Origin of the sequence: Streptomyces akebiae (assembly GCF_019599145.1) — a bacterium.
Lineage (GTDB): Bacteria > Actinomycetota > Actinomycetes > Streptomycetales > Streptomycetaceae > Streptomyces > Streptomyces akebiae.
Map to the genome: position 1 here is coordinate 8,832,634 of NZ_CP080647.1, position 24,139 is coordinate 8,856,772.

The window sequence follows — 24,139 nt, forward strand, 5'->3', positions numbered from 1 at the left end:
GGCGGCCACGCACAGGAGACGCACCGGCCCCGGGGCGGATAACAGAAACCGGAGCGGTGCGTCCCTCGCCGTACCCGCCGGGTCAGGCGCCCGGGGTCCACCCGCCCAGCCAGTCCGCGACCTCCTGGTCGGCGGCCTGGGCGTCCGTCAGCTGCGGGCGGTCACCGCTCGCGCTGCCGGAGCCCGCGCCGGTGTTCTTGTACTCGGCGAAGCGGTCGTCCTTCCAGGAGAAGCCGCCCATGTCGGACCAGGGCGTCGACTTGATCGCGGCGCTGAGGGTGGAGTTGCGGACCGTGGTCTGCGGGTCGACGGTCGTGTCGCCGCCGGGGTGCCAGTTGCGGCCGAGGAAGAAGCTCGCGGCGGCCACGTCGCCGTTGACGGTGGAGCGGTTGATCAGGATGCCCTTGCGGTTCGCGGGCGTGCTGGGCGCGGTGATGTACCCGGCGGAGGTGCCGTTCCAGCGCTTCTTCAGGGTGATGACCGACTTGTCGACGACCACGGTGGCCCGGCCGAAGACGAAGTCGACGTTGCCCGTGATGTAGGAGTTGGTGACGTAGACGCGGCCGAGCTTGTCCTTGGCGGCGGTCTCCAGTTCCAGGGTGTCCTGGTCACCGTTGACGATGACGCCGTCGAGGACGATCCGGTCGGCCTGGGTGAGGAGCGCGACGGCCTGGTGGCCGTTCAGGGACTGGTTCGCGGCCTCGTCGAAGTCGTTGGTGACGGTCAGGTTGCGGACCTGGGAGTCGTCGGACTGGATGGACACGGTGGCGCTGCCGGGTGTGCCGTAGGTGCCCGAACCGTCCGGCTTCTGCATGCCCGCGGCGTTGCCGTACACGATCGTGGTGTCCTTGCGGCTGCCGCCCGAGCCCTGGATGGTCACGTGCGGCTTGTTGGACGGGACCTTGACGACCTCGCGGTACGTGCCCGGCGCGACCGAGATCACCACCCGCGCGGTGTTGCCCGCGGGCACCGCGTCGACGGCCTTCTGCACGGTGGTGAACTGGCCGCTGCCGTCCTTGGCGACGGTGAGCGTGGTCGCGGCGGCGGCCTTGGGCGTCGCCGCCGTCGCGGTCGTGCCGATGGAACCGCGCGGGCCCGCACCGGACTTCAGGAGCGCGGGCACGTCGGCGGCCTTGTCGAGGGTGTAGCTGTAGTACGTCTTCGGGTCGAAGGCCGTGCCGCCGCTCTCGTTGCGGCCCGAGGTGCCGGAGAAGATGTTGCCGCGTTGGACCAGGGCGGCCGTGGAGTCCTTGGTGACGGGGTTCTTCAGGCCCTGGAAGTAGCTGTTCTCCAGAACCATCTTCGTGTTGCCGCGCGCGTAGTTGCCGTACGAGGAGGCGATGTCCGTACCGGAGACGTCCTCCAGGAAGTTGTTGTACAGGTGTGCGTGCGCCACGTTGTCGGTGGACGGATTGCGCTGCTCGGTCTCGCGGAGCCAGTTGTGGTGGATCGTCAGGTCGGCGGTGGTGTTGGTGGTCCAGCCGATGCCGAAGGTCTTGTTGTTCTGGCTCAGCTTGTTCCAGGAGACGGTGACGTAGGTGGTGTCCTTGCGGCTGTCGATCAGACCGTCCGCCATGTGCCGCAGGTCGTTGTGGTCGATCCAGACGTGGTGGGCGCCGTCCATCTGGACGGCGTCGAAGTCGTGGTCCTTGTCGTTCCAGGTGCCCTGGTAGGAGTCCCGGATCGTCAGGTTGCGGATGATGACGTTGTGGACGCCGGAGCCGAGGAAGAAGCCGCCACCCACGATGTGGCCCGAGGTGCCCGAGCCGACGATCGTCTTGTCGGAGGCGACCTTGATCTCCTTGCCCACCGGGTTCATGTCGATCGTCGCCGCCACGACGATGACGTAGGGCTCGGGAGCGGTCGCGTACTTCTCCAGGTCGGCCAGGGTCCGCACGGTGACCGTCTTTCCGCCCCGGCCGCCGTAGGTCCCGTTCTGGCCCAGCGCGTTCACCGAGGCGAAGCCGTCGGCGGTCTCCGTGGCCCAGGCGGCGCCGGCCGCCGCCGCGCGGGGCTGCGCGGCCTCGCCGAAGACGCCGAGGACCGCGCCGTAGGCCAGGGTCCCGGCGGCGGCCAGGGTCAGGGGGACACCGGCCACGAGGGCCGTCTTCCTTCTGCGGTGGCGGGCCTTGCCGTGGTTGTCGCTCACGCGTCGCTTCCGTTCCGTGCGGGGGATGGTCGTCAGCCGAGCAGTCGCCGCCCACGGGGGGAGAGGTTGCCGTCCTTCGCCGCGAATTTCGGTCAGGTGGAAGGAACTTCGCGGCGGAGACGGCGGTGGCCGAGAATCGACCCCCGCAGCGCGGGTGGAACGGTTCAGTTCGCTCGGGTCGGGCCCGCGACGGCCGTTGACACGTGCGCGCAGGTCAGACTGGGGGCTGTCACAGCAATACATCGATTCCGTTGTTCACTTGACTACCGGGCGTCACACGCGATTGGCTCCGCCCAGCGATAGTCAGCCGGTCACCGCACGTCATCGCGGTGACGGCGACGATTCCGCTCTCCACAGCCGTTCCACCCCGGTCGCACAGCGAGGTGCCGCGCCCCCATGAACCCACCCCCCGCCTCCCGAAGGATCTTCACGACGTTCCGTGCCACGGCGCTCGCCGCGGCCCTCTGCCTGACCGTCGCCGGCTGCTCGGTGTTCGGCGGATCGGATGCCGATTCGGACACGGGCACGTCGGGATCCTCGGGCGGGATGAAGATCGCACTGATCACGCACAGCGCCGAGGGGGACGCCTTCTGGGACCTGGTCCGCAAAGGCGCGGAGGTCGCGGCGGCGAAGGACGGTGTCGAGCTGACCTTCGTCAACGACCCCGACCCCGCGGGGCAGGCGAAGCTGGTGCGCGACGCGATCGCCGACAAGGTCGACGGCATCGCGGTGACCCTCGCCAAGCCCCAGGCGATGCGCGGCGCGGTCGCCGAGGCCCGCACCGCCGGTATACCCGTGGTGGGCCTCAACTCCGGTATCGACGCCTGGCAGGCACAGGGCCTGCTCGCCTTCTACGGCCAGGACGAGAGCGTCGCCGGCCGGGCCCTCGGCAACGAACTCGACGCCCGCGCCGCCAAGCACGCCCTGTGCGTCATCCACGAACGGGGCAACGTCGCCATGGAGGCCCGTTGCGCCGGTGTGCGCAAGACCTTCGGCGGGCAGACCGAGAACCTCTATGTCGACGGCACCGACATGGACTCGGTGAGCGACTCCATCGCCGCGAGGCTCCGCCAGGACGCCACCATCGACGAGGTCGTGACCCTCGGCGCCCAGTTCGCGCTCGCCGCCGTGGACTCCGTGGACGACGCCGGCAGCAAGGCCCAGGTCGCCACGTTCGACCTCAACAAGGACCTGGTGGAGGCGGTGAAGGACGGTGACGTCCAGTTCGCGGTGGACCAGCAGCCCTACCTCCAGGGGTATCTCGCGGTCGACGGTCTCTGGCTCTACCGGACCAACGGCAACATCAGTGGCGGCGGCGTCGAGCCCGTGCTCACCGGTCCGGCGTTCGTCACCAAGAAGAACATCGCCGGAGTCGCCGCGTTCGCGGCGAACGGGACCCGTTGACACCGGCAAACGGAACCTTCCGTTCGGACATGACCTCGCCCCAGAACCCAAGCATCCGGAACGGTCGTGTAACGGCGACACCAAACTTCCGGCGACCCCTGCGACGTGCGTTCACTTGTGCGGATAACATCCTGCGCATCCCCTGTGCGCCGTACTGACAGGTGTCCACCCACCACCCCCGGACCCCTGTCGCCCCCGCTCCCCGTCTCTTCCGCTCCCCGCCAACCGCCCAAGGACGACGATGCCCTCACGGACCGGCGCCCGGCGCCGTCTCGGCTCCATACGTCTCTCGCTGATCCTCCTGGCTCTGATCCCCAGCGTCACGCTGGCCGCGACCTGGGGTGTGACGACGACCCAGATGTTCTCGGAGGGGCTGCGGCTGCGGTCGCAGACAGGACTGAGCAAGTCCACCGGCGCCATGGGAACCGAGGCGACTCTCGCCCTGCAGCGCGAACGGGCCCTGTCGGCCGCCTACATGGCCGCCCCCGGCAGCTCCATGGACCTCCTGGAGCAGCAGCGCCGGGTGACCGACAAGGCCGTCGCGAAGCTCGCCGCACGCGCGGGCGCCATCGAGGACGCCCCCGACCGCATCGGTGACCGGCTGTACTCGGTGATGGCCGGCTCGGGCAGCCTGGAGTACTACCGGGACCAGGTGGACAGCCCCACCGACATCACCCCCGAGCAGATCCTCGACCAGTACACCGAGATCATCGACAGTCAGATCCATGCCTTCCAGGCGCTCTCCCAGGTCGACGACGGCGACCTCACCGCGCAGGCCGGCCCGCTCATCACCCTCGAACAGGCCGCGGAACTGGTCTCCCAGGGCGACGCGATCCTCACTCTCAACTGGCCCTCGGGCGAACTCGACGAGGCGAGTCGCAACCGCTTCGCCCAAGTGGTGAGCGCCCGGCGCTGGCTCGTGGACGACCAGCTCATCCACACCGTGGAGGGCGAGGTGAAGGCCAAGATCGAACGGATCGTCCAGGGCAAGGACTGGCAGACGTTGCAGGCCGTGGAGGACCAGGTCCTCTCGGCCCACACCACGGGCACCGGAGAGTCTCGCAGGACCAAGCTGCCGCAGGCCCAGGCGCGCTGGAACGCCGCGATGACGAAGCTGTCCGTCCAGTACGAGCAGTTGATCCGTGAGCAGACCACGGGCCTGCTGGACCGCAGTGGCGAGGAGGCGCGCGGGCTGCTGATCACGGCCGGTTCGCTGAGCGCCGGCGGGCTCGCCGCGCTGCTGGTGTGCGTCGTGATGTCCTGGCGCATCACCCGCTCCCTGTCCCGGCGCCTCACCGGCCTGCGCACGGCCACCCTCAGCCTCGCCGAGCACCGGCTGCCCGACGTCGTCGCCCGCCTCGACCGTGGCGAGAAGATCGACATGGACGAGGCCGCGGCGCCGCTGGACTACGGCACCGACGAACTCGGCCAGGTCGCCAAGGCGTTCAACGCCGCCCAGCGCACCGCCGTGCACACCGCCGTGGAACTCGCCGACACCCGGCGCGGTTTCCAGCGCGTCATCCTCGGCATCGCCCGGCAGAGCCAGAACCTCGTCAACCTCCAGCTCGCCAAACTCGACAAGCTGGAGCGCCAGCACCAGGACCCGGAGATCCTCAAGGGTCTGTACGAACTGGACTCCACCGCGAGCCAGTTGCGCCGCTACGAGGAGAACCTGGTCATCATCAGCGGCGAGCGGCCCGGCCGCAGCTGGACCGAACCGGTCGCGCTGATCGACATCCTGCGCAGCGCCGTCGGCGAGGTCGCCCAGTACCAGCGGGTGGAGGTGCACACCGACGACGAGGTGTGGATCGCCCCGCCCGCCGTGGCCGACGTCATCCACCTCCTCGCCGAACTCATCGACAACGCCACCTCCTACTCGCCCGCGCCCAGCCCGGTGAGCGTTCGCGCCGCGACCGTCGCCAAGGGTCTCGCCCTCGAAGTGGAGGACCGGGGGCTCGGCATGTCCGAGGAGGACTACACCGCCTTCAACGCCCAGCTGGCGGTGCCCCCGCAGTTCGACGTGGTCGCGCTCGCCGACGACCTCCGTCTCGGCATGTTCGTCATCGCCCGGCTCGCCACCCGGCACGGCATCACCGTCACCCTGCGCCCCTCGCCGTACGGCGGCACCACCGCGATCGTGCTGATCCCGGACGAGATCGTGGTGCGGGAGTCCCCCGTCCCCGACGAGGACGGCACCGACCCGGTCGAACTCCCGTCCCGTACCTCGGCGGTGGCCGCCCGGGTCGCCGCCGCCGCGGCCGCGGAGCCGCAGCCCGAGGCCGTACGGCAGGACCCGGACAGCGCGACGGCGGACCGTACGCCGGAGGAACGGTCCGCCGCGCACGCGCGGGCCGCCGACACCGTCGAGGACGCGAACGGCACCCGGCCGGCCCCCGCCGAGAAGCCCAGAGCCGAGAAGCCCAGAGCCGAAAAGCCCCGAGCCGAAAAGCCGCGAGCCGGGAAGAAGGGCGGCCTGATGCCGTTGCCCCGCCGGATCCCGCAGACCAGTCTGGCGGCGGAGCTGAAGGAGGAGGCGGAGCCCTGCCCGGACGGCGACGCCGACGACTTCACCGCCGAGCGGGCCGCCTCCTCGCTCGCCGGGTTCCAGCGCGGAACGCTCCAGGCACGTGACGACGACGCGGAACCCGATCACGCACCAGGGGAGGAAACCGCATCCGAAGACCCAGGAGACCGAGTCCCCGCCTCCGGCACCTGACGTCCCCACGACTCCCTCCCCGCAGACCGCTCATTGAAGGACACACAGATGACACGCCCCATCCCCGCCACCCACAGCCAGCTCGACCAGCTGCTCACCGGTTTGGTGGACCGGGTCGCCGAGGTCGACCACGCCGTCGTGCTCTCCGAGGACGGACTGGTCGTCAGCAAGTCCACCGCGTTCCTGCGCGACGACGCCGAGCGGCTGGCGGCGACCGCGTCCGGCCTGATGAGCCTCAGCAAGGGCGTCAGCATGGACTTCCGCGGCGGGCCCGTCCGCCAGCTCCTCATCGAGATGGGCAACGCCTTCCTGATCCTCACCAACGCCGGACCCGGCGCCAACCTCGCCGTGCTGACCCGGCAGGGCGCCGACGTCGGCGTGGTCGCGTACCAGATGAACATGCTGGTGAAGAAGATCGGCGAGCACCTCAGCGCGGCACCGCGCGCCGGTGTCGTCGCGGCCGACAGCGGCGAGTGAGGTGAACGGAGGCGACGCGGCGGGCCGGCTGGTTCGCCCGTTCACCCTGACGGGCGGCCGGACCCGGCCCGCCCGTGGCGACTTCACCCTCATCACCATGGTGACGGCCGTGGACCCGCAGCCGGCCGGGGGCACCCGGCCGCAGCCGGAGCAAGCACGGATCGTCAAGCTGTGCGCGAAGCCGATCGTGGTGGCGGAGCTGGCCAGCAAGCTCGACCTTCCTGTCAGCGTGGTCGCCATCATGCTCTGCGACCTGCTGGAGGCCGGCCGGATCAGCGTCCGCCAGCCACGCCTGATCGCCCGCGCCCCCGACCTGGACCTGCTGAAGAAAGTGAGGGACGGCCTTGGCCGGCTCTGACCACACCGCACAGGGCATCTCGGCACCCGACACGGTGAAGATCCTCATCGCCGGCGGGTTCGGCGTCGGAAAGACGACCATGGTCGGGTCGGTCAGCGAGATCGTCCCGCTGCGCACGGAGGAACCCCTCACCACCGCCGGGCTCGGGGTCGACGACCTCGACGGCATCCCCGAGAAGCACGCCACCACGGTGGCCCTCGACTTCGGCCGGATCAGCATCGGCCAGGACCTCGTGCTCTATCTGTTCGGTACGCCCGGACAGCAGCGGTTCTGGTTCATGTGGAACGACCTCGCGATCGGCGCCCTCGGCGCCGTCGTCCTCATCGACGTACGCCGCCCCGAGTCCAGCTTCGCCGCCATCGACTTCTTCGAACGCCGCAAGATCCCCTTCGTCGTCGGCGTCAACGGCTTCCACGGCGAACACCCCTACGAGCCCGATGTGATCCGGGAGTCCCTGGCCCTCCCCGAGAACACCCCGGTGCTGCTTTTCGACGCCCGCGAACGCACGTCGTGCCGCGACGTCCTGATCGCCCTCCTGGATCAGCTGATCGCGGCGTCGACGCACTGAGAGCGGTGGGGGACGGGCGCCCCGGCGGGCCGGGGCGCCCGGCTACGGAAGGGCCCGCTGGACGTCGGCCAGCATGCTCTGCGCGAGTTGCGCCGCACCGGCCCCGGCGCCGGTCACCGCCCCGGTCGCGAGCACGCCGAGCACCGCCCGGATCCGCTCGTACAGCCGGTGCAGGCGGCCCGGGTCGGGAGCGTCGCCGGATGCCTCGTCCAACAGTTCGTCGGCGTCCGTGCGCACGGACGCCGCGTCGGCGGGGGACAGACCGAGGTCGTCGAGCCGGTCCAGCAGGGCTTGGACCCTGACCCGGAGGTCGTCGAGGGCAGGTGCGGAGTCGAGTCGCTGGTTCTGCACGACGTCCCGGTTGCCCCAGGCGATCTGGCTGCCGCTCACCGGCCCGTGAAACACGGGCCCGCCTCCGACATCAGCCACGGAGACCACCATCCTCGTCGGGGGCGTCGGGGGCGTCGGGGGCGTCGGGGGCGTCGGGGGCGTCGGGAGCGCCGAGGACGACGGGCAGAGCCGGGCGCAGCAGGTCTGCCATCTCCTTGGCCTGTTCCGAGCCCTCACCGACCACCGTGTCCAGCGCGTCGACGGCGACGACGACGAGGTGCCTGGCAGCCTTCCTCAAGTGGTCCGCTCGGGGCACGGGGCAGGTGGCCGCCTTCCAGAAAGCGCGCGCTGCCTGCCGGACTTCCCGCAACTTCTCGGGGCTCATCCCGACGCCGCGGATGGCGCCCGTCATGGCCCGCATCTGAGGCAGCGTGATCAGCTCGGTGGCGACGACCTGCTGGACGACCTGCTGGATGACCTGGTGCTGGTGGACGGTGCCGTTGTTGACGGCGATCTGGCTGCCCGTCACGGCCTTCCTGAAGACGACGAAGTGTTGGTGGACCTCCGCCGTGAGGGGGACGGAACCAGGCTTCGGCCGGGACTCCGGTGCGCGAGGGCCGAACACCGCCGGTGCCGCCGGGAGGACGGCCCCGCTGCCCGAAGGCCTTCCCCGGAGGCTTTCCGTACGCCGGGTGTCGGGCGGGGGTGTGGTGGACGACCGAACATGCCTGGGCGGCGAGGGTGTGGCCGGCGACCGCGAATTCCTCGGTGACATGGTGGTCGAGGTCGGTGTGCGTGCCGGTGACATGGTGGTCGAGGTCGGTGTGCGTGCCGGTGACATGGTGGTCGAGGTCGGTGTGCGTGCCGGTGAGGCGGTGGTCGAGGTCGGTGTGCGGCCCGGTGAGGCGGTGGTCGAGGTCGGTGTGCGTGCCGGTGAGGTGGCGGTCGAGGTCTCCTGCCGCCCGCTCTCAGTCGCCTGAGCCCCGGGGCGCCGGCCGGCTGTTGTCTGCTCTGACGGAACGGTCCGGTTCTTCGGTGCTGGTGGTTTGGGAATCAGCATGCGCTCCCCCTCGCGCTGCGCGAACCCAGCGACAGGTTCGCATGGATCGCCCGATTCTCATGCGAATCGGGCGATCCGCCTAGGGGTTGGGCGTGGTGACCTCTTCCCGTACGAGCCCCGCCACATGGTCCGTGATCGTGTCCAGGATGTTCGTCCAGGCCGCGTCGTCGCCCAGGACCAGGAAGTTCAGGGTGAGGCCGTCGGTCATGGCGGCGAGGTAGCGGGCCAGGACCGGGACGGGAACCGTCAGTTCGAATCGCATCGACAGCCTCAGCTGCTCGATCAGGTCGGCGTAGGTGTCCTGGTACATCACGTACTGCCGCCGGGCCAGGTGTTCGAAGCCGGGCTCGCGCAGGGCGTACTGGGTGAGTTCGTAGGTCAGCATGTGTTCGCCCGGGTGGGCGGAGACATGGTCCCAGTAGGCCTGGAAACCGGCCCGGACGGTCTCCCTGAGCGTGTCCCGGGGCCGGAGCGCTTCCCGTACCAGCGTGACGTAGTGCCCGGTGATGGTGGTGATGACGGACTCGAGCAGTTCCTGCTTCGACTCGAAGCAGTAGTGGAAGACGCTCAGTGACACGCCCGCCTCGGCCGCGATGGACCGGGTCGTCGTTCTGGGGACGCCGTCCCGGGTCATCGCGCGGATCGCGGCCTCGGTGAGCTGTCTGCGCCGCTCGGCCGACGGCAGGCGTGCCATCTGGATCCCTCTTTCCCCCGTGGTGTGCGGTCAGCCGCTGTAGACGCCGACCTCGTAGAGGGAGTAACCCCAGTCCGTGCCGCGGTCGGTCCCCAGCATGCGAACATATCTCGCCGACACCGAGGAGAACGTCGCCGTGTCCAGACCGCCGTCACCGGAGGTCGTGGACCACACGGTCTTCCAGGTCGAGCCGTCGGTGGACACGTCGATCCGGTACGCCTTGCCGTACGCCCGTTCCCAGTCCAGCGTGACCTTCTTGATCGTCCGCGAGGAGCCCAGGTCCAGCTTCAGCCACTGGCTGTCGCTCCAGTCGCTCGCCCAGCGGGTGGAGCCGTCGCCGTCCACCGCCCGGCCGGGCTGATAGCTGGTGACGGGGTTCGACTCGGACGAACTGGCCGTCGCCGACACGCCCTTGGCGAGGTTCACGCCCGCCTGGTGGGCCTCGGAGGAACCCCAGGTGCCGAGGTAGGACTCGGCGCCCTTGAAGAGGTCGTCCACGACGCCCTGGCCGCCGACCAGCCTGATGTCCTCGATCCAGTCCGGGACCATGCCGACATGGGCGGCACCGTCGGTGTTGTAGTTCCAGGTGCGCTGGCCCGTGGTCTGCTTGTCGATCGTCGAGCCGCCGTCGACGCTCTTGAAGGGGTACGTCACCGGGTTGGAGGTGTTCGCGCCGCGTGGGGCGGGGTGGTCGCCGATCCCGTTGAAGTCGGTGCCGAAGCCGTAGCCCACGTCGTACTTGGTCCGCAGCGCGTCGGTGCGCTTCGCCTCCGTGCTGAACTCCTCGGAGCCGTGCATGTACTGGGCGACGAAACCGCCGAGGGAGTAGACCCGCTCCGTCCAGTTGAGGTCCATCCAGCTGTGCGAGGACAGCACGCCCGGGTAGGACGCGGCCTCGAACATGTCCAGCACCTGGCCGGTGGCCTTGACGCTCATGTGGTCGATCTCGAGCATCATCTTGCGCTTCATCATGCCCTGGACGGCGTACTCACCGAGATCGGTCAGCCCCCGCACGTTGCACTGCGCGTCCTCGTCGTACTCCGGCACCTCGGTGCCCGCCGGCAGGTCCTCCTCGGCCTCCGTCGAGGCGCCGCCGATCGGGTTGTCCTTCTGCGGGCCCTTGCACTTCTCCGTCTGCCAGAACGTGCCGGTCGACAGGAACTGCCCGACGTTGATGGCCGTACCGAGACCGTGCTCGTCGAAGCGGACGCCGCACAGCGCGTTGTCGAACTTGTGGCACAGGAACATGCTGCGCACACCCAGGTCGTACAGCTCGTCGAGGCCCTTGTCGATGTCCTCCTTGCTGCACTGCGGGATGTCGAGGATCTGCTTGCAGCCGAACGGCTCGGAGGTCTCCACGCCCAGGACGACGGCGAGCTTGCCCTGCTTGACCACCTCACGGGCCTGCGCGCTGTCGGTGACGATGCGGAACCAGCCCTTGCCGGTGCCGCCGTACTGCGCGTCGATGTACGCCTGGAGGTCGTACGTCAGCTTCGCCTGGAGCCGGATCGAGGTCATCTCGTCGCAGCTGCGGTCCTTGAACGGGTAGATCGAGCAGATCATCCCGTTGGTGACCAGGTCGTTGACCAGCACCCGCTGACCGCCGCGCCAGGCGCGCTCGATCCAGGCGTAGTAGTTGGCCTGGTGGGTCATCGAGTCGTACGCCGGCCAGTCCTTGAACGTCGGGTAGCCGACCGGGTCGTGCTTGCCGTCGCCGCCGTGGGTGATGTAGTCGAAGATCGCGAGGGAACCGTCCGGGTAGTGCTCGGGACAGTCCTTCAGCGCGTCCGCGATGCCCGTGGTCGAGAACACCTTGCCGCAGATGAGCCGGCCGCCGAACGCCTCGTTGGAGAACAGATGGTTGTGCGCGTCGACGAACCCACGCACGTCGCCCGCCGAGTCGGTCCCCTTGAACGGCTCGCCCGTCACGTTGATCTGGGAGTCGGGGGACGGCCGTGAGGTGGGCAGCCACCATTCACCGGTGGCCGCCGAACTCGACGACGGGCTGAGCAGCATGCCCATCGCGGTCAGGAACAGCGCCAGCACCATGAGGGGTCTGCGTCTGCGGTGGGCGCGTGGAGTCCTGGTCATACTCACGTCCTCGGTCGGGGGATGCGCGGTCGATCGGCCAGACCTTCCGGGACGCGTTGAACACCCACGACGCCATAGCCCGATTGTCATGGCTGGCACAAGCGATGTGACGAGAATCGCTACTGTGGTGATCCGAGTCAATAGTCCGGGACGGTTGACCTGATGGCGCCTTCGACCTCACGACGAAGTGACGCTTCGTCAAAATCTTATGGAGAGGGGGAGGTTGTCCGGGTTGTCGCGGCCTCAGCCGTCATCGGCCGGGGACCACGCTCACGAAAGCGCGCGCAAGGTCCGCCGGATCAGGAGAGTGCCGTACCGGGCGGGCGAATCACGAGAGCGTGCGTGTCGGCGGGCGGATCACGAGAGCGTGCGTGCCGGCGGGCGGATCACGAGAGTGTACGTACCGACTGGCGGATCACCAGCTGGGTGCCCAGCACCACATGGTCGTCGCCGCCCAGGCGTTCCTCGCGCTCCAGCGCCAACCGGACCGCCGTGCGCCCCAGATCCTCGTACGGCACCCGCACCGTGGTCAGCGCGGGGGAGAGGTCGGCGGCGAACGGGACGTCGTCGAAGCCGATCAGGGAGACGTCGCCCGGGACGTCGAGCCCGGCCTCGCGCAGCGCGGCGAGCGCGCCCGTGGCCACCATGTCGGTGCCCGCGAAGACCGCCGTGAAGTCGAGACCGGCCGCCAGCGCCTCCCGGGTGCGCTGGTAACCCGAGACCCGGGTGTACGGGCCGGGCAGCTCCAACTCCTCGGCGTGCTCGACGCCGTGGGCGCGCAGGGCGTGCAGGAAGCCGTCCCGGCGCTGGTCGGCCGTGCTGAGCCCGGGGTCGCCGCCCAGGAAGAGGACGCGCCGGTGCCCGGCGGTCAGGAGGTGGTCGGTGGCCTGGAAGGCGCCGCCCCGGTTGTCGTACTGCACCACCGTGACCGGCAGGGAGCCGGGCAGCGGCGGACGGCCCACCAGCACCAGCCGGGAGCCCGCCGCGTCCAGCGCCGTCGCGTACTCGGCCATCCGCCTCCGGTACGCCTCGTCCTGCCGGGCGCCGCCGACGAGGAGGACGGCCGCCGCGTGCTGCTCGCGCATCAGCTGCACCAGGTCGTCCTCGCGGGCCGAGTCGTCGTGCGTGGCGCACACCAGGCTCAGTCGGCCCCGGTCGGCGGCCGCCTGCTCCACCCCCGCCGCGACATGGGCGAGGGAGGGGCCGGTGATGTCCTTGATGACCAGGGCGACCGGGCCGGCGACGCGGCCGGAGAGCGCCTTGGCGTGCACGTTCACCACATAGTGCAGTGACTCGACCGCCGCCATGACCCGGGCCCTGGTCTCCGTGGAGACCGGGTAGTTCCCGGCGAGTGTGCGGGAAACGGTTGCTACGGAGACCCCGGCCCGCGCGGCGACATCCCGAATCGTGCTGGGCCGCTCCCCGCCCGAGGCGCTGCTCCGTCGACGCCTGGTACCGCCGGATTCGGTGCTGCTCCGGCGACCGTTTTCATTGACCGTCACGGTTCGACGTTACTGCATGGAAGCCTGAGGGCGGCGCGCGGTTGCGGAACTGAGGCCCCGAGAAGGGGTAAGCGTTTACTCCCCTCCTTCGGAACTCCGGTCAGTGCGATGCGTCGCCCGCCGGGACGGTGGCGGGCGCGGCGACCGTGATGTCGGGGCCAGTGGCGGATCCGGGTACGGCGGGTCCGGGTCCGGGTGCGGCGGGGAGCGAGGCCGGGGCGCGCCGGCGGCCCGCCAGGCGGCAGCCGAGGCAGTCGACGTGGCCGCCGCGCGCGGAGCGGTCGCGGACTCGGAGGCTCCACTGGTCGCGGGGGCGGGGGCCCGGAGGCTTGCCCCAGCCGACGAGGTGCAGGACCCAGGTGACGACGAGTGCCGCGACCGAGACGACGGCGCCGAGGGCGAACCCGGGGGTCCAGCCACAGACGCCCAACCCGAGCGCGGTCGCCCCCACGGCGCCGACGGCGGTGCCCGTCCAGCCGGCGACGGTGTGTCCCTCGTCGTAGAGACTCATGGTGTCCGCTCCCCTCGCGCGCCGGGGCGCACCACCGCATGCCGCGGCCACGCCCAGGACGCCGTAAGATGTCTTAGCGAGTAAGGAATTTAGCCCGCGCCGGAGGCAATTTCAATGGAGGCCGAACGCCGCCCCACCGTCCCTGACGCGATCGGTGCCATGGACGGCCTGATTGCGACGATGATCGTCGGCCAGCAGGAGTTCGCCCGGAACCTCGGGCTGAGCGTCACCGACCTCGTCTGCTTCGCGTACGTCCTGGAGGCCGGGGACGCCCCGGTCACCGCCGGTGATCTGGCAACGCGCGCACATGTCACCACGGGGGCGGTGACCGGTGTCCTCAACCGTCTGGAGCGCGGCGGCTTCGTGACCCGGCAGCCCGACCCGGCCGACCGGCGCCGGGTCCGCGTCGTCGCGGTGCCGGACGCCGCCGAGCGGGTGGTGGCCGTCTACGGTCCGTTCTACGCGCGCCTGGCCGAACTCTTCGCCCGCTACTCGCCGGACGAACTGGCCCTGCTCGTCGACTGGTTCACGCGCGCGGGCGAGCTGGCGCGGGGGTATCTGGACGAGTCCTGTTAGCTTCCCCGTTCCGCTTCGCGTGGCCGAGTTGATCGGATCGTGGCGGAGCGGTGGTCTCGGTGGCTCGTGGCCGGGTGGGCGTGGCTGGGCCCCGATGCGCCGGTGGGGTTCTCCGCGAGCGCGAGCGGCTTAAGCAGCTGTCCGGCCGATCAGGTACGGAGCCAGGTGGTGAGGGCTGCGGCGGTGACGGTGCCCAGGAAGACGTAGCCGCGCTTGTCGTAGCGGGTGGCCACTGCTCCGGCGTGCTTGAGCCGACTGATCGCCCGTTCGACGGTTTTGCGCTTCTTGTGCCGCTCTTCGTCGAAGCCCGGTGGCCGCTCGCCGTGTGCCCCTTTGCGCAGGCGGGCTGCCTGGTTGTCAGTCTTCTCCGGGATCGTGTGCCGGAGACCCCGGCGACGCAGGTACTCGCGGCAGGGGCCGTTGCCGTACGCCTTGTCAGCCGGGAGGCTGTCAGGCTTCTTCCGCGGCCTGCCCGGCCCGATCCGCGGGACGCGGTTCTTCTCCAACACCGGCTCGAACTGTGTGCAGTCCGCCCGCTGTCCCGGTGTGATGATCAGAGACAGCGGGCGGCAGCGGCCGTCCGCACTCAGGTGGAGCTTGGTCGTGAACCCGCCTCGCGAGCGGCCCAAGCCCTCACCTCCTGCACCACCTCCACCAGGCGGGCGACGAGGCCCCGCCACGGTGTTTCGCCCTGCTGTTCTGCCGCTGCGCCCCCCCTTTGATGCGGGGCCGACGGCGGGTCGGTGCGGGCGTCGGCGGCGTGCTCATGTGCACGCACGACGGTGGAGCCGACCGAGATGTCCCAGTCGATCTCTCCGGCCGCGTCGGCCTCAGCCTGGACCTGCCGGAGCAGGCGTTCCCAGGTTCCGTCGGCCGACCACAGGCGGTGGCGTTCATAGACCGTCTTCCATGGGCCGAACCGTTCGGGCAGGTTGCGCCACTGAACGCCGGTCCGCACCCGGTGCAGAATCCCGTCGATCACCTGCCGGTGATCCCGCCACCTGCCGCAACGCCCGTTGCTGACCGGTAGGAAGGGTCGAAGCCGTTCCCACTCGGCATCCTTCAGGTCACCCCGCCCCATGTCCACGTGAACGAGTCGGCAATGGAGTAGTCACATGATCAGCTGAACAGCAGCAACCCTTGCTGGCCTCGGCCACCGCGTGGTCATCGGTTTGAACGGCTGACAGCGGCAGGTGTGCGGCCCGCAAGCCAAACCGCGATCCGCTCCTTGAACGCGCGGTTGACGTAGGGACTGTCGTGAAAAGTGATCCGTTCCAGGTACTGCAGGATGTTCTCCGAGCGGTCCGGGTGGCGTACCGCGACCACGTCGACGCCGATCTCGCCCGTCGAGGCAATGACGTACACGCTGCCGTCGAGAGCCATCATGGCGAAGCCCGGGTGGCCCGCGTGTATGCCGAGGAACGCCGATGCCGCGCCCCGGCCCATGATGTCCCAGTGGTCCAGGAGCCGGACCCGGGTCCAGAGCGTCGGTGCGGCGCTGTCGCTGTGCAGGTTCTGCAGGGCGGCCCGGTGCGTGCGGGTGCCCTGTGGAAGCTGGACGAGGAACTCACGCCGGTCATCGAGAAGACCCGAGGAGACGGCGAGGTCGTACCAGTCCTCATTCAGCCGCTCGACGAGCCGTGGGGTGTCGTACCGGTGGGAGAAGCCGCCGGCCATGTCCTCGGCACGATATCCGGCGACGAACGGCATCGTGCCGTCCGGAACGGCGTCCGGGATCACCTCGAGGCCGGCCCGCCGCAGCGGCCGGTACACCTTGCGGTCGCGCTCCTGGGTACCCACCGGTCGCTATTTTACAAGGCCGGCGCGCCAAGAATCCCAGGCCCGGCGCTTCCCGGTTTCCCGACCTCCCGACCTCCCGACGGATCGGACCGTTGCCCGTATCGACCGCGTGATCGGCCGGACAGGCCCTACCTGGCTAGGTGGGATGGGACAGGAATGCGGATGGGGGTGTCGTGGCGGTGGGCGGTGATCTGGGCCCGGGGCCTGCTCGTGGACGGTGACGTGGTCGGCGGCGTCGACGGCCCCGGCGTTGCCCGGTCGTATGTCCGGCAGCGCCCTGGGGTCGATGCGGGCCGGCAGCCGCCAGGCGGTCGTGGCGGGGGCCACCGGGCCGAACGCCTTGGCCTGGTCGCCCAGTAGAGCCAGGTCGGCGATGGCCTCGCCGTCGTCGGCGGGCATCACTGCGGGGTCGTCGGTGATCCTGCCTGGAACAGGTCCGGTCTCGCGTGGCCTGAGTGGTCGGAGTGGCCTGAGTGAGGCGGAGTGCGCGGCGGTCGGGCGCCGGAGGCCTCAGTGCCGATCGTCCAGCAGCCGTATCCGGGTGAAACGGCGAGGCTACGGCAGTTGTAGATCCAGATGTTTCAACCCTCCACCCGGCGAAGGCAATCGACCCTGGCGCAGGCGCGGCCGCCACCGGCCCGCTCGCGCAGACCGCCGTGCTCGCGCTCCGGGGTCCCGTACCGGAGCCGTGGGGACGTACTGGCCTTCCTCGACGTGCTCCGGGCCCAGGCGCCCTTGGCGACCTCCGAGGTCTTCGTTCGGGCGGTGCGTGCGCCGGCCGAGGCGTGGGTGTCCGGGACGCTGGTTCACCGCAGCCGAGCGCGACACGGTCGGCGAGGCCGCGGTCCGGGCGCCTCTTCGGTGCCGACCGCGCGCGAAGGGTTGACGTGTACGGGGCGAGATGGGTTCATGGGAGCGCTCCCATACCTCTGGGCCGTGACACCCCCACACCTTTCGATGCCTGACCTTCTCGGCGCCCACCCCCACCTGGAGTCGCAGTGAGAACTGGACGAAGCACGCGGAGAACAAGCCCACGGGGAATCTCCCCGCAGCGAAGCAACCCCCTGAGCACCCTCCTGACCGGCCTCGCGAGCCTGGTCGCGCTCACCCTGCTCAGCGTCCTCGCCCCGGCCGTCGCCCTGGCCCGGTCGGCCCCCGACATCCGGGCCACCGGCCTGCACATCAGCGACGGCCGGCTGCTGGAGGCGGGCGGCAACGATTTCGTGATGCGCGGCGTCAACCACGCCCACACCTGGTACCCGGGCGAGACGCAGTCGCTGGCCGACATCAAGGCGCTCGGCGCCAACACCGTCCGCGTCGTCCTCTCGGACGGGCACCGCTGGACCGAGAACAGCCCCGCCGACGTGGCGAACGTCGTCGCCCAGTGCAAGGCCAACCGGCTCATCTGTGTCCTGGAGGTGCACGACACGACCGGATACGGCGAGGAGGCCGCCGCCGGCACACTCGACCACGCCGCCGACTACTGGATCGGCCTCAAGGACGTCCTCGTCGGCGAGGAGGACTACGTCATCGTCAACATCGGCAACGAGCCCTGGGGCAACACCGACCCCGCGGGCTGGACCGCCCCCACCAAGGCCGCCGTGCAGAAGCTGCGGGCCGCCGGCTTCGAGCACACGATCATGGTGGACGCGCCGAACTGGGGCCAGGACTGGCAGGGCGTCATGCGCGCCAACGCCCAGTCCGTGTACGACGCCGACCCCACCGGCAACCTGATCTTCTCGATCCACATGTACAGCGTCTTCGACACGGCCGCCGAGATCACCGACTACCTCGGCGCCTTCGTGAACGCCGGACTGCCCCTTCTCATCGGCGAGTTCGGCGGGCCCGCCGACCAGTGGGGCGACCCGGACGAGGACACCATGATGGCCGCCGCCGAGCAGCTCGACCTCGGTTACCTGGCCTGGTCCTGGAGCGGCAACACCGATCCGATCCTCGACCTGTCGATCGACTTCGACCCGACGCGGCTCAGCGCCTGGGGCCAGCGCATCTTCAACGGCGCCAACGGCATCGCGCAGACGGCCGAGGAGGCCACCGTCTTCGGCGGCGGCACCCCGGGCGACACCCAGGCGCCGAGCACCCCCGGCACCCCGGCCGCCTCGGCGGTGACGGCGACCTCGGCCACGCTCTCCTGGACGGCCGCCACCGACAACGTCGGGGTCACCGGCTACGACGTCGTCCGGGTCAGCGGCTCCACGGAGACCAAGGTCGCGGCCTCCACCACCAACTCCGCCACCCTGACCGGCCTCACCGCCGACACGGCGTACACCTTCGCCGTCTACGCCCGTGACGCCGCCGGGAACCGGTCGGCCCGCTCGGCGACCGTGAACGTCACGACGGACGAGGGCGGCGGCACACCCGCCGGGAACTGCTCCGTGACCTACCGGGCCACCAACGAGTGGCAGGGCGGCTTCCAGGGCGAGATCGTCATCCGCAACACCGGCACCACCGCCGTCAGCGGCTGGACCCTGGCCTTCGCCTTCGCCGACGGCCAGACGATCACCAACATGTGGGGCGGGACCGCCACTCAGAGCGGCGGTTCGGTGAGCGTGAAGCCCGCCTCCTACACGTCCACCATCCCGGCCGCGGGGTCCGTGACGGTCGGGTTCATCGGGAGCAAGGGCGCCGGCAACACCGCGCCGACGGCCTTCACGCTCAACGGGGCGAGCTGCGCGAGCAGTTGACCCGCCCGGTGAGGTGACCGATTCTCGCGGGGCGCCGGTTCCTGCCAGGTGGCCGCTCCTCGCGAGGTGACCGGCGGGGGCCTGCTCGCGGCCCCCGCCGGTCACATCAACGTCGTACCAGCGTGATCCGGTACGTCCGGGTCCGTGAGCCGTCCTCACTGGTGACCGTGACGAGGGCGGTGGTCCGGCCGACGCGGTCCACGGTGACGGTCGCGTACGGGTCGCGCGCCGTCGCCGTGACCCGCGCCCGGTTCGGGTCGTCGGTCGCCACCCGGTAGGTGGTGGTCTCGGGGTCGAAGGACCCGATCGGCCGGCCGGCGACCTCCACGGCGGTGGCGGCCGCGTCCGACGAGGCACCGGCGGCCTTGGCGTACACCTCGATCTCGCCCATGGTGATGTAGCCGCCCGGACGCGCGGTCATCACCACGCGCACACCGGTCACCGGGCCCGCGGCGAGCGGGACGTCGATCACCGGGGTGCCCTCCGTGCCGACCGCGACGGAGCCGCCCGCGTCCGTCCAGGGACCGTTCTCGGTGGCCCGGACCTGCACCTTCAGGCTCTCCGGGAAGGAGACATTGGTCCCGTCCCGGTGGAAGTGGGCGACGATCCGGGTGAGATCACGGGCCTTCGGGAGACCGAAGGTGATGGTGTCGGACGGGTTCTTCGTGCCCGAGCGCCAGTTGGACCAGGCCTTCTCGGCGGTGGTGCCGTTGCGCAGCCGCTCGGCGGAGTAGCCGCTCTCGGTGTAGGTGGCACCCACGGAGACCTTCGGGTCGGTCGCGATGTTGCTCTGCGTCGCCTCGGTGACCTGGACCCGTACGGTCGCCTCGGCCGTGGTGCCGCCGACGACCTCGGCGCTGCCCCGCAGGGTCACCACCCCCGCCTCGTCGAAGGCCCCCTCGGGTGCCGCGTCCCAGCTCACCGGGAGGGTGGTCCGGCCGCCGTGCCGGCCGACGCCGACGACCGTCGCCGGCAGCTCCGGTGCGCCGCCCACGTACGTCTTGGCGCGGGCGGGCAGGGTCGAGGCGATCGTGTCGACGGTGACGAGGGCCTTCGCGGGGAGCTTGCGGCCGAGGGCGTCGGTCGCCTCACCCCTCACGCGTACCGTCCCGGGCTCGCGCCACTTCCGGTCCGACGGCAGCTCCCACTCGACGGGCAGGCTGCCGCGGGCGCCGTCCCGGAACACCGGGGTCACCGTCCGCGGCAGTTCCGGCCGCAGCCCGGGGACGGTGAACGCCTCGGCCCGTTCGGTGCGCAGCACGGTCTCGTCGGTCACCGCCCAGCGCTGGTTGGGGGCCGACGTCGGGGTGTACGTCGACACCTTGGCGCCGTCCGCCGAGGACTGTCCGGTGACGTCGAGGAGGCGGCCGGTGGCGGCGTTCACGAAGGTCCAACTGCCGTCGCCCGTGGTCGACATGATCCACTGGGCGGCCTCGGGGACCTCCCCGGCGACCGGCTCCTCCAGTACGGCCTGGTTGTCACGGACGGCGAGCCGCCTGCCGGTGCCGGCGTCGGTGAGGGCGTACCGCTCGCGGTTGTCGCGGCCCGGGGTCAGCTTCTCGACCGACCACAGCTGCCGGGCGCTCGCGGCGTCGGTGGTGCGGATGGCGACGCCGGTGCCGTCCTCCGACGGGGTCAGCGACTTGCCGCTCTGGGTGCCCTGGAGCCGGTACACGTGGCCGGGCTGGACGAGGGCGGCGTCCTTCGCCACACCGCTGACGCCGTCGACCAGGAAGGTGGTGACGGACTTGGCCGGCACGTCGAGGGTGGCGGCACGGTCCTTCACCCGGACCGGCGTGCCCTCGACGAGGGCCCCGTCGGCGCTCGTCACGACGGGGGTGACGGTGGCACGGGAGGAGACCTTCCCGAAGCGCGAGAGATCGAGGGTGACCGAACGCCCGGTCGTGCCGCTGTTGACGTGGACCACGGAGGCCGCGCGGCCGGACTTCTTGACGGCGGCGACGCTGGAGGGGTCGTCGACCTTCACGAAGCGGTCGCCCGGTCGGATGTGGTGGGTGAAGTTGCGGATGGTGTGGAACTTGGAGTTGGCCCGGACCGGGCAGGTCTCCAGGGTGTCCGTGGCCGTGCAGTTGAACGGCACATGGATGCTGCCCCAGTTCTTGCCGGCGGCGGCCTGCGGGATCGAGTCCTCGATCGGCTGCCAGAACACCCAGGCGGAGGGCTCCAGTTCCCGCATGTCGTCGACCATGCGGGTGGCGATGCCGAGACCCGGTTCCATGCCCGTGAAGTCGGTGCCGGTGCCCCAGGTGCCCTCGACCTCGCTCATCCAGAGCTTCTTGTCCGCGCCCTTGGCGATGTCACGGGCGCTGGTGCGCATGCCGGTGCCGTAGGTGTGCACGTTCAGCTGGGGGAGCGCCGCCCGCGCGGAGGTGTCGTAGGCGTTCCAGTTCTGGGTGAAGATCGTGGGGTTGGTCTCGTCCATCGCGGAGATCTCGGCGTCGGTCGCCGCTCCCTCCAGCGCCTCGTCGAGGGCGAGGACGACCTTCTGCTGGAGCGCCGGGCCCGCGTGCGCGCCCTCCTGGCGGCCTCCGGTGGGCTGGCCGTTCGCGCCGATCTGGGTGCCCCAGTAGTTGGTGTTGGGCTCGTTCAGCGGGGCGATGGTGTCGAAGTCGATGCCGTGCCGCTTCTCCAACTCCTCGGTGACGCGGACCAGATACGTGGCGAACTCGTCGACGCGGTCGGCCCGGATCTGGTCCGTGTTGGCGTCGAAGCCGCCGGAGACATAGCCGCTGACGGTCTGGAACCAGGGCGGCGAGTTGCTGAACGCCTCCCAGGTGTCGACCTTGTCCTTGATCTGTTCGACCCACCAGCGCTGGCCCGAGTCGGCGTCCCAGTCCCAGTGGTCGGGGTCGTTGGGGTCCCACCACTCCATGTCCTGCCGGGTGGTGCCCTCGGGGGCCTTCCAGAAGCCGTCCATCGTCGCGCCGGCCTTCATGTAGTCCTTGCGGACGTCCGGGGCGTTACCGCCGCCGATGTTGTAGCGGGCGATGGTGAGGCCGAGGCCGTCCTCGCCGAACAGCATGTCGACCAGCTGTCTTCGGATGGGCTCGGGGTAGTTCCCCGTCGCGTTGGCGAACCAGACGAGACTGGTGCCCCAGCCCTCGAACTCCTGCTGCCGGTACGACGGGTCGATCCGCACGGTGACCGCGCTCGACGCCGCCGGGGCCGACGTGTCCGCACTCGCCGGGGGCGCGGCCATGAGGCCCGCGCCGAGGACCAGGGGGGCCGTGGCTGCCAGAGCCCGGGCGATGCGATGTCGTGGGGTCACGACACTCCTTCCACAACACAGAGGCGAACGCGATCTCGTTGACATGCCCAAAACACGTGCTTAGCATTCAGGAAACTGAAAGCGCTTTCTAGCCCTTGTGTGCACGGATTCACGCGAATTCGCAAGACCCAGGAACGTCCCCCACTCGTCCCGGGAGGAACCACATGAGGTCGTCGTCACGCACGGTTTCCGCACTCACGCTCGCCCTGCTGCTCGCCGCCGCCACGCCCGTCGAGGCCGGGACGGCCGCCGCCGCGCCGCCGGCACCCCTGGCGGAGACGTCCCCCACCGGCTTCGCCGCCGTCCACGCGCTCGGACAGAACGGCACCACCGGCGGGGCCGGCGGCACCACCGTCACCGCCACCACCACCGAGCAGTTCCTGGAGTACATCGACACCACGGCCCCGCTGGTCATCCGGGTCCAGGGCACGATCGACATCACCAGCAAACAGGGCGTCCGCCCGAACAAGACCATCATCGGGGTCGGTTCCTCGGCCGTCATCAACGGCGGCGGCCTGGAGTTCTACCGCTCCTCCAACGTCATCGTGCGCAACATCAAGTTCACCGCGGCCGAGGACGACGCCATCAGCGTGGGCCGGGAGTCCCACCACATCTGGATCGACCACAACGAGTTCGTCGCCCCGCTCGACGGAGCGGTCGACGTGGTCCGCGCCGCCGAGTACGTCACCGTCTCCTGGAACTGGTTCAACAAGACCGACAAGAGCATGCTGCTCGGGCACTCCGACGGCAACGGCAGCCAGGACACCGGGAAGTTGAAGGTCTCGATCCACCACAACTTCTTCGACGGCTCACGGCAGCGACACCCCCGGGTCCGGTTCGGCGAGCCGGTGCACGTCTACAACAACTACTACAAGGGCAACGCCGTCTACGGCGTCGCCTCGACGATGAACGCGGGCGTCGTCGTCGAGGGCAACCACTTCGAGGGCGTCCCCCACCCCTGCCACTCCGCGAGCGGCTACGACGCCTCGGGACCGGGCCGACTGGTCCAGCGGAACAACGTCTTCACCGGGTCCGGCACGTGCGAGACCAACGGCACGGTCGTCGAGCCCCGCACGTACTACGCGTACACGCTGGACCCCGCCGCAGACGTCCCGGCCCTCGTACGGGCCGGGGCAGGCACCGGAAAGATCGGTGCCTGAACTCCCCACCCCCCCCACGAAAAACAGGAGAGCCCCATGAACTCACCGCGCAGGCAGGTGGTCGTGGCCGCCCTGGCGGCCGCGCTGCTCGCCGGACCCGGCGTCGCGCAGGCGGCCCCGCAGGCCGGGCCCGTGCCCGGCGAGCGGGCGGCGGCCGCCACCATCACCTGGACCCTCGTACGGGCGAGCAACCCGACGCAGGACCAGCAGTCGGCGTACGCCACCATCACGACCGCCATGAACGCGGCCGTCGCCCGGTACAACAACCTCAGCGACCTCGGCAAGAACATCACCGTCCGCTACGAGCCGGGCGTCCCCACCGCCGACGGCAACATCAACGGAACCATCCGCTTCGGCTCCAACCGCAGCTACATGAACGAGCGGACCGCGCTGCACGAGATCGCGCACACCATAGGCGTCGGCACCAGCGCGGGCTGGTCGCGGCTGGGCGGCAGCGGCACCTGGACCGGCGCGGGGGCCACCGCACTGGTCCGGCAGTACGACGGGGCGAGCGCGAAGATCTCCACCGGGGGCGGGCACTTCTGGCCGTACGGCCTGAACTACGACAACGAGTTCTCCGGCACGGCGGCCGACCGGCACGTCCGCATCGTGTCCGCCATGGTCAGCGACGGGCTGTGACCGCGTCCGCGGTGGCGGCGGTTGGTGCCCGGTGACCAAGGCGCCGACGCTTGGTGCCCGGTGACAAAGGCGCCGACGGTGGCTGCGTTGTTGTGAGCATGGGGCGGTGGGGC

General features: G+C 70.3%; 20 protein-coding genes. 10 read left to right on the forward strand and 10 right to left on the reverse strand.

Going from position 1 to position 24,139, the window contains the following annotated elements; genetic code table 11:
* Positions 1 to 82 precede the first annotated feature (82 nt).
* Complete coding sequence (locus K1J60_RS38445) at positions 83 to 2,149, reverse strand: pectinesterase family protein (protein ID WP_220650239.1); 2,067 nt, start codon at positions 2,147 to 2,149, stop codon at positions 83 to 85.
* A 396-nt stretch (positions 2,150 to 2,545) separates the two neighbouring features.
* Between K1J60_RS38445 and K1J60_RS38450 the strand changes: the two genes are divergently transcribed.
* The 5 genes from K1J60_RS38450 to K1J60_RS38470 all read left to right on the forward strand — a co-directional run bounded on the left by K1J60_RS38450 (position 2,546) and on the right by K1J60_RS38470 (position 7,672).
* Positions 2,546 to 3,553, forward strand: a complete 1,008-nt coding sequence (locus tag K1J60_RS38450; protein WP_220650240.1) for a substrate-binding domain-containing protein — start codon at positions 2,546 to 2,548, stop codon at positions 3,551 to 3,553.
* Between the two features lie 241 nt (positions 3,554 to 3,794).
* Positions 3,795 to 6,269, forward strand: coding sequence for a sensor histidine kinase (locus K1J60_RS38455; protein ID WP_220650241.1), 2,475 nt, complete (start codon positions 3,795 to 3,797; stop codon positions 6,267 to 6,269).
* 48 nt (positions 6,270 to 6,317) lie between these two features.
* Entirely contained in the window at positions 6,318 to 6,746 is a 429-nt protein-coding gene (locus K1J60_RS38460) for a roadblock/LC7 domain-containing protein (protein ID WP_020114533.1), read from the forward strand.
* Position 6,747: 1 nt separating this feature from the next.
* Positions 6,748 to 7,104: a DUF742 domain-containing protein gene (locus K1J60_RS38465; RefSeq protein ID WP_220650242.1), complete on the forward strand. Its 357-nt coding sequence runs from the start codon at positions 6,748 to 6,750 to the stop codon at positions 7,102 to 7,104.
* On the forward strand, positions 7,091 to 7,672 hold the full coding sequence (locus K1J60_RS38470) for a GTP-binding protein (RefSeq protein ID WP_220650243.1): 582 nt from the start codon (positions 7,091 to 7,093) through the stop codon (positions 7,670 to 7,672). The genes K1J60_RS38465 and K1J60_RS38470 overlap by 14 nt, the downstream gene beginning before the upstream one ends.
* Before the next feature lie 42 nt (positions 7,673 to 7,714).
* On the opposite strand, the gene K1J60_RS38475 is transcribed toward K1J60_RS38470, so the two are convergent.
* Both K1J60_RS38475 and K1J60_RS38480 read right to left on the reverse strand, forming a co-directional pair.
* The gene (locus tag K1J60_RS38475; protein ID WP_220650244.1) at positions 7,715 to 8,101 is read right to left on the reverse strand and encodes a hypothetical protein; all 387 of its coding nucleotides are present in this window, start codon (positions 8,099 to 8,101) and stop codon (positions 7,715 to 7,717) included.
* A complete protein-coding gene (locus K1J60_RS38480; RefSeq protein ID WP_220650245.1) occupies positions 8,094 to 8,531 on the reverse strand; it encodes a hypothetical protein in 438 nt (145 codons plus the stop codon). Before K1J60_RS38480 ends, K1J60_RS38475 begins: the two co-directional genes overlap by 8 nt.
* 181 nt (positions 8,532 to 8,712) lie before the next feature.
* Between K1J60_RS38480 and K1J60_RS38485 the strand changes: the two genes are divergently transcribed.
* A complete protein-coding gene (locus tag K1J60_RS38485; RefSeq protein ID WP_220650246.1) occupies positions 8,713 to 8,982 on the forward strand; it encodes a hypothetical protein in 270 nt (89 codons plus the stop codon).
* Positions 8,983 to 9,141: 159 nt separating this feature from the next.
* Here K1J60_RS38485 and K1J60_RS38490 read toward each other — a convergent pair whose 3' ends face one another.
* The 4 genes from K1J60_RS38490 to K1J60_RS38505 form a co-directional block, all read right to left on the reverse strand.
* Entirely contained in the window at positions 9,142 to 9,756 is a 615-nt protein-coding gene (locus K1J60_RS38490) for a TetR/AcrR family transcriptional regulator (protein WP_220650247.1), read from the reverse strand.
* Between the two features lie 30 nt (positions 9,757 to 9,786).
* Positions 9,787 to 11,847: a galactose-binding domain-containing protein gene (locus K1J60_RS38495; protein ID WP_220650248.1), complete on the reverse strand. Its 2,061-nt coding sequence runs from the start codon at positions 11,845 to 11,847 to the stop codon at positions 9,787 to 9,789.
* Between the two features lie 386 nt (positions 11,848 to 12,233).
* Entirely contained in the window at positions 12,234 to 13,349 is a 1,116-nt protein-coding gene (locus K1J60_RS38500; RefSeq protein WP_220650249.1) for a LacI family DNA-binding transcriptional regulator, read from the reverse strand.
* A gap of 100 nt (positions 13,350 to 13,449) precedes the next feature.
* Positions 13,450 to 13,860 carry an HGxxPAAW family protein gene (locus tag K1J60_RS38505; protein WP_220650250.1) on the reverse strand — a complete coding sequence of 137 codons (411 nt, stop codon included), beginning with the start codon at positions 13,858 to 13,860 and terminating at the stop codon, positions 13,450 to 13,452.
* 114 nt (positions 13,861 to 13,974) lie between these two features.
* Here K1J60_RS38505 and K1J60_RS38510 point away from each other — a divergent pair, with 114 nt between their 5' ends.
* Positions 13,975 to 14,436 carry a MarR family winged helix-turn-helix transcriptional regulator gene (locus K1J60_RS38510; protein ID WP_220650251.1) on the forward strand — a complete coding sequence of 154 codons (462 nt, stop codon included), beginning with the start codon at positions 13,975 to 13,977 and terminating at the stop codon, positions 14,434 to 14,436.
* Between the two features lie 149 nt (positions 14,437 to 14,585).
* On the opposite strand, the gene K1J60_RS38515 is transcribed toward K1J60_RS38510, so the two are convergent.
* A protein-coding gene (locus K1J60_RS38515; RefSeq protein ID WP_398684334.1) for an IS5 family transposase occupies positions 14,586 to 15,517 on the reverse strand; the annotation gives its coding sequence in 2 pieces (ribosomal slippage) (positions 14,586 to 15,182 and positions 15,185 to 15,517; 930 coding nt in all).
* Between the two features lie 83 nt (positions 15,518 to 15,600).
* Positions 15,601 to 16,236 carry a hypothetical protein gene (locus tag K1J60_RS38520; protein WP_220650252.1) on the reverse strand — a complete coding sequence of 212 codons (636 nt, stop codon included), beginning with the start codon at positions 16,234 to 16,236 and terminating at the stop codon, positions 15,601 to 15,603.
* A gap of 998 nt (positions 16,237 to 17,234) precedes the next feature.
* Between K1J60_RS38520 and K1J60_RS38525 the strand changes: the two genes are divergently transcribed.
* Positions 17,235 to 18,938 (forward strand): cellulase family glycosylhydrolase, encoded by a 1,704-nt coding sequence (locus tag K1J60_RS38525; RefSeq protein WP_398683896.1) that lies wholly within the window; start codon positions 17,235 to 17,237, stop codon positions 18,936 to 18,938.
* Between the two features lie 106 nt (positions 18,939 to 19,044).
* Here K1J60_RS38525 and K1J60_RS38530 read toward each other — a convergent pair whose 3' ends face one another.
* A complete protein-coding gene (locus K1J60_RS38530; protein ID WP_259408091.1) occupies positions 19,045 to 22,227 on the reverse strand; it encodes a glycoside hydrolase in 3,183 nt (1,060 codons plus the stop codon).
* 164 nt (positions 22,228 to 22,391) lie between these two features.
* Here K1J60_RS38530 and K1J60_RS38535 point away from each other — a divergent pair, with 164 nt between their 5' ends.
* Complete coding sequence (locus K1J60_RS38535) at positions 22,392 to 23,387, forward strand: pectate lyase family protein (RefSeq protein WP_220650254.1); 996 nt, start codon at positions 22,392 to 22,394, stop codon at positions 23,385 to 23,387.
* A gap of 36 nt (positions 23,388 to 23,423) precedes the next feature.
* Entirely contained in the window at positions 23,424 to 24,026 is a 603-nt protein-coding gene (locus tag K1J60_RS38540) for a zinc metalloprotease (RefSeq protein WP_033529086.1), read from the forward strand.
* Positions 24,027 to 24,139 lie beyond the last annotated feature (113 nt).